The sequence below is a fragment of the Acinetobacter sp. YH12140 genome, assembly GCF_013418475.1.
Lineage (GTDB): Bacteria > Pseudomonadota > Gammaproteobacteria > Pseudomonadales > Moraxellaceae > Acinetobacter > Acinetobacter amyesii.
In genome coordinates this window covers 1-6,055 of the sequence record NZ_VPBZ01000023.1, presented here as the reverse complement: position 1 = coordinate 6,055, position 6,055 = coordinate 1, and the positions used below count along the sequence as shown (strand labels likewise).

Below are 6,055 nucleotides of genomic sequence, written 5' to 3'. Positions count from 1 at the left end.
TCCGTATAAGGCATAATCAATAACGACATCTCGGCTGATAATCAGCGCAGTAACTTTAGCCAATCTCGCTGCAATTTCCATGTCAGGAATTTGTCCACTTATTCCAATGATGATGAGAACTGCAGCAATAAATTATAAAGGCAGGATAGGTGGTTACTTAACCAGCATAAGTTATGTAACTTATGCTAATTCATATTAAAATCACATGAAAGCAATCTTAATTAAAAACTTAGTATGAGAGGGCGTGGTCTTTTGTTTAAAGTGACAATTAACTAAAGGGTTACTTCTTGTATTTAGGAGCATAACCAACTTCTAACAAATAAGAAAAATACTTTCTAACATTATCGCTATCAAGAAGATCACTTGATATCCTTTCCTGAAAGTCTTCTAGAGTCTCTCCACGATGTGCGAAATCATTACCAAATTTTGGATAGTTAGTAATATCACATAGCTTTTTAGCAAAGAATATACATTGCTTAGCTGTCAATTTATAAGTTGGCTCTAAAGGAGCACTTGTACTCGTTTTATTTTGTTCTTTTTCTTCAAACATGAAATGTAATTCTGAAATATTTCTTCCCTCCTTTTTTTGTATATAAGAAACAGTAATATCCGTAAATTTGTTAATTTGATTTAAAGCTACGGTAAGAACCCTTTTTTTAAAGTCTCCCATCTTTTTATATTCATCTTCTATCAATCCGAGTTTTGATCTAAGCTCATCTATAGAAATATATAACTTACCAGTTGATCTCCAACGTATGAGTAACTCATACAGGCGAATAGCATAAATGCTTGTAAGTGGTGAGATTTGTTTAAGTTCATATCTTGTGAACTTTTCTTCAAGTTTTACAAATAAGGGGATAATATCTGGTGCAAAAATTAGTTGGACGCATCCCTCTTCCTTAACATAACCAACTTTTGAAACCCACCTACTTTTGTATATTCCTATTTTTCCAGTTATAGGATCTACTGCTTTATAATTCAAATGCCGTTCAAAAAGATTATCACATGCAGATTGTAACGCTTCATAAGATGCTTGACGTCCTAAATTAAACTGTTTCATGTATTCAGAAGCATGAATCGTAAGTATAGTATCAGAAGTAAGTTCTTTCTCAATTTCTCGAGCAGCAATGATCGCAATTAATATTAGCCTTTGCTCAGATAGATTTAGTGAATACGATGCTTCAACCAAATTATTATCTTTATATACTATGTTACTCATAGGAAGATATATTAAGGAAAATGTTATAAATAGATATATTGACAATACTACTTAACGTCCACAAATGAAAGTATTTTTAATAAAAGAATTTGTCAACTTATGCACAGAATTTGTCAACTTAGAAACAGGAAAAAGTCAACTTATTGGTAGGAATATGTCAACTCAGAAACAGGAAAAAGTCAACTTATTGGTAGGAATTTGTCAACATATACTTCCTGTATCCCTTTGCTAGTCAAGCTTTGAGCAGAGATATAAATAATAAATTTAAATAAATATATATAAATTCAAAAAGACCATTCTTTTGTGGATAACTTTTTTTTTAATTTTTTTTTTCATGATAGTTGATTACTTCATAAATCACCGTTAAATTATACACAAACAAACTTACGTAACTTACATAAATTATGATTATCTTAGTTGGTGGTGAAAAAGGCGGTGCTGGTAAAAGCTGTTTAGCTCAAAATCTTGCAGTTTACTTACAACAAAGTCAAAGAGACGTCCTCTTATTAGATGCTGACCCTCAAGGAACAACAACAGATTGGGTCAAAGAAAGAGATGAAAACGATGAATTAAATAATATTCCATCAGTACAAGCATCAGGGAATATACGTTCAGTTTTAAAAGATTTAGATAAAAGATACCAAGATATTATCATTGATGCAGGTGGACAGGATTCTGAAGCATTACGTTCAGCAATGACTATAGCTACACATATGTTATTGCCGTTTAGACCCAAACGAAGAGATCTAAAAACTTTAGATCATATGGAACAAGTTTTAAAATTAGCAAAGACAGTAAATCCAAATCTGAAAGCTAGAGCAATTATTACTCAGTGTCCAACTCTTCCTTCTCAAGTTCAAAGAATTTTAGATGCAAAAGAGGCATGCAAATCATTTGGTATTGATGCATTGAATTCAATCACAACAAATCGAAATGTTTATGATGATGCAGATGAAAATGGGCTTTCGGTTTTTGAAGTAAATAGTGATCCTAAAGCGAAAGCTGAAATTGAAAGTATTGCAAGAGAGTTTTTAGGAGTATAACTATGGCTGGTTTAACTGGGCTAAACAAAAAACCTGAACCTACTGAACAAGATAAAATGTTAGATGCATTTATATCTGGTGCAGAAAAGAGGGTAAAGGCTTTAGAATCAAGTGAAAAAAAATTTATTCGTTACACTTTTTCTCTCAATGAAGATATTAGTAAACTAATTGATGAGCTGGTTGTAAAAGGGCAAAATGCAAGAATAAATCGTTCAAGTATTGTTCGAGCAGCTATAGAAAATTTATCGACATATAGTGCAGATGAATTAAAAGAAATATTAAATAAATAAATTAAAAATATCCCACTTTTTTAAGGGGGATATTTTTTATCCAAGTTAAATTTACTGTAAGTCCCCGGTGAACCCTATAGATATTTTTAAATTCAGCTCAGGCTCTAGCAGTGTGGTGGTAATTTATCTATTTGAGTTATTTTATATGAAGGCGTCCTTTTCTGCACAGACACGGATCTAGGCTATTCAGCTTGGCTGACTGAATTGATGTCATGATGTTTGATGCACATTGTCAAATTCTTTATCAAGCGAAACTCTGAATCAATGCTTGTAATTGTTTCACTATGATGAGTTTGAGTCCAGTGAAATGTTGCTTGTTCCAACCGTAGAGCTTTGAATACCCAGTCCATCATATATCAACACTTTCATACAATGACCACGCTTATTCCAAAACAAGATAACCTCAATGTTGCGATTTGACATGGTCAAAGGCTTTTAGGACATGAGAAAGAGCAGTATAAGTAACTGCTCGCATATCCATGGGCTGAGTAGAAAGCCAGATTTCATCAATGTGAATCTTATTGTGAGCACCTTGGGGAATTCTGCCAAAGCGATTGCTCCTGATACCTTCCGTTTCAGCCCAATCGCTATGTTCGCATCAGGCGTCGTTATTGATTATGCCTTATACGGAACTCCAGAATTAGCCCTCGTTGCGAACAACAAAGCAGAAATCCTGCAGTTCCGCGGACGCTGATAAGTAGACAGATTCCTGACACGGAATACTATAACTTACATCACTTAAATAGGATGCATAAGTTATGCAAGTTACGCCACTTAAATAAGTTAAGGCGCTAAAGCGATAAAAGCTACATGATGGCCAGTACTGAGCACTGGCGATCTAAGTCAATGCTGCAGTTCTCATCATCATTGGAATAAGTGGACAAATTCCTGACATGGAAATTGCAGCGAGATTGGCTAAAGTTACTGCGCTGATTATCAGCCGAGATAAAGTAATGTGAACGGGTAGTATTGCTGTAATGGATGGATTAAACGTTGCAGGGTAAGGCAATGTAATAAATGTGGGCTTTGGTGGTGCAGAGCTTGTTCTCCATCCAAAAGGCGAATATATGGCACTGTTGCAAATAGGCTGACATGATAAGCTAAATATCTTATTTATTTCGAGATACAGCAGATGAATCCCTTCCATGGTCGGCACTTTCAAGGTGAAATCATTCTTTGGGCTGTTCGTTGGTATTGTAAATATGGCATCAGCTATCGTGAACTTCAAGAAATGCTCGCTGAACGGGGTGTGAATGTTGACCACACCACAATTTATCGTTGGGTTCAGCGTTATGCTCCAGAAATGGAAAAACGCTTACGCTGGTATTGGCGTAATCCTACAGATTTACATTCATGGCATATGGATGAGACTTATATCAAAGTGAAGGGGCGATGGACTTACCTGTATCGTGCAGTTGATCAACGTGGTCATACGATTGACTTTTACCTTTCCGCTAGACGGAACAGTAAATCAGCCTATTGTTTTTTAGGAAAAATCTTCAATACGGTGAAAAAATGGCAAATTCCACGGGTCATCAATACAGATAAAGCAGCGACCTATGGCCATGCTTTATCACGGTTAAAGCGAGAAGGAAAATGTCCAGTAGATATTGAGCACAGGCAGATTAAGTATAAAAATAATGTCATTGAATGTGATCATGGTAAGTTAAAGCGGATCATCAGGGCCACATTAGGATTCAAATCTATGAAGACGGCTTATGCCACAATTAAAGGTATTGAAGTCATGCGTGCACTACGTAAAGGACAAGCATCGTCATTTTATTATGGTCAGCCTCAAGGTGAAGTGTGTCTAATCAACAGGGTTTTCGGTCTCTAAGCACTTTTAAAAAGGAACTTCATCGACTCAAATCTCTATTTGCAACAGTGCCATTGCAAAAGCCAAAGCGAAGGGCTTATATAAGGGAAGAAAGCGGAAGGTTGACTATGTTGAAATACGAAAAGCAATGGCTGAAGAAAATTCAACATTTAGAGGTGTTGCAGAAAAGTTTAAAGTAGGGATAGCAACAGTACAAAGAGCTTTAAAAGAAGAAACTAATAATCAATAAGGTTGATTAATGAAGACGCTTAGATATTCAAATTTAGAAAAGATCATGACCATTTATACTGAAATTTCTACTTATATTACATTTCATAATGCGACTGGTTTAACAGATATAAATAAATCAATGGAAGATTTTTGAACCGTACCGGGTTTGTCGGAGACCAAGCTTTCTGAGAGAATGTCCCGATGAAAAAAGTAAAATATACCCCTGAAATCAGAGAAAGAGCGGTTCAATTATTGATTGAATCCGAGAAAGATTATCCATCGAATTGGGCTGCGATCACCGCTATTGCTCCCTGAGCAGTATACTGCGCAAGGGTTGTACTCCTGAAACACTACGTGTTTGGTATCAAAAATATTTAGATAAACAAAATCCAGTTAAAGTACAGCAGCTTTCAGACCAAGAACGTATCAAACAACTCGAACGCGAAAATAAAGAACTGCAACGCGCCAATGAAATTCTACGTAAAGCAGCCGCTTTTTTCGCCCAGGCGGAGCTCGACCGCCCACACAAATAATGGTGGATTTTATCCATAATAATAAAGAGCTGTACGGAGTCGAGGCGATTTGTAGAATTTTACCGATCGCACCTTCAACCTATTACCGGACTCTAGATCTCTGTGAAAATCCAGAACATCGAGCAAAGCGAGATTTACATGACTTGCATCATGCTGAGGAGATTAAACGAATTTGGAAGGAAAGTTCAGGTCGGTATGGTGTACGTAAAGTCTGGCAAAAACTGAAACGTGAAGGCTATATTATTGCGCGCTGTACTGTTGCTCGATTAATGCAAAAGCTAGGTATAAAAGGTGTTTGGCGTGGTAAGAACAAACAAACCACCCGTAGCCGAGATGATCAAAAACGAGCGGATGACTTGGTAAAACGTAATTTTACTGCTGATCATCCTGACCAACTGTGGGTGAGTGACTTTACGTATATTCAAACAAATTCAGGCTGGGTTTATACTGCATTTATTGCAGAAGGCGCTCGGCCCGCAGGGCGGCGAACGCGATCCCATGAGCTTCCAAATCCATGACGGAGCGCCCGAGACGCCCATCGTCGGCCGCGTCGTGGACAAGCACCTGTCCGACGAACTGGGGGAGAACCTGACCGTTGTGGTGGACGGCATCGACGGCCGCACGCACCACATCGCCGGCATCGCGCTCGAGCGGCTCGAGGACGCCCGCATCGGCAGCGTCGTCCAGCTCGGCCCCGCCGAGGCGGCAGCCCGGCCGTCCGACCGCACCATTACCGCCATTGCAAAGGACGGCATCTATCGGCCGAGCCGCCATCTGGAGCAGGCCAAGTTCGAGGGCCGCGTTCCAGGCGGCGACTATGAGGGCTATGTCGATGCCCATGTGCGCCGGCTGGAGGCGCTACGCCGGGCCGGTATCGTCGAGCGGATCGACGCCGACCAATGGCGCATCCCCGATGATCTGGT

At 38.6% G+C, this 6,055-nt stretch carries 6 protein-coding genes, 1 pseudogene and 1 other annotated feature; of the genes and pseudogenes, 6 read left to right on the top strand and 1 reads right to left on the bottom strand.

Translation table 11 applies throughout. The features are described 5' to 3' along the window. Positions 1-280 precede the first annotated feature (280 nt). Positions 281-1,219, bottom strand: coding sequence for a replication initiation protein RepM (repM, locus tag FTU75_RS17905; RefSeq protein WP_002046604.1), 939 nt, complete (start codon positions 1,217-1,219; stop codon positions 281-283). Between the two features lie 404 nt (positions 1,220-1,623). Between repM and FTU75_RS17900 the strand changes: the two genes are divergently transcribed. From FTU75_RS17900 to FTU75_RS17870, 6 genes and pseudogenes are all read left to right on the top strand, one after another. Next, positions 1,624-2,262, top strand: coding sequence for an AAA family ATPase (locus FTU75_RS17900; protein ID WP_000585007.1), 639 nt, complete (start codon positions 1,624-1,626; stop codon positions 2,260-2,262). 2 nt (positions 2,263-2,264) lie between these two features. Continuing rightward, complete coding sequence (locus FTU75_RS17895; RefSeq protein ID WP_000908082.1) at positions 2,265-2,552, top strand: hypothetical protein; 288 nt, start codon at positions 2,265-2,267, stop codon at positions 2,550-2,552. A 442-nt stretch (positions 2,553-2,994) separates the two neighbouring features. After that, positions 2,995-3,246, top strand: a complete 252-nt coding sequence (locus FTU75_RS17890) for a hypothetical protein (RefSeq protein ID WP_001232338.1) — start codon at positions 2,995-2,997, stop codon at positions 3,244-3,246. A gap of 438 nt (positions 3,247-3,684) precedes the next feature. Then, positions 3,685-4,389 (top strand): IS6-like element IS1008 family transposase, encoded by a 705-nt coding sequence (locus FTU75_RS17885; RefSeq protein WP_001067790.1) that lies wholly within the window; start codon positions 3,685-3,687, stop codon positions 4,387-4,389. A 411-nt stretch (positions 4,390-4,800) separates the two neighbouring features. After that, positions 4,801-5,596, top strand: a pseudogene (locus FTU75_RS17875) (IS3 family transposase); the annotation flags it as partial. After that, positions 5,090-5,206, top strand: a sequence feature (AL1L pseudoknot). It overlaps the preceding pseudogene by 117 nt. A 34-nt stretch (positions 5,597-5,630) precedes the next feature. Beyond that, positions 5,631-6,055 (top strand): DUF3363 domain-containing protein (locus FTU75_RS17870; RefSeq protein WP_257223834.1); only part of this gene is annotated, 425 nt, incomplete at its 3' end.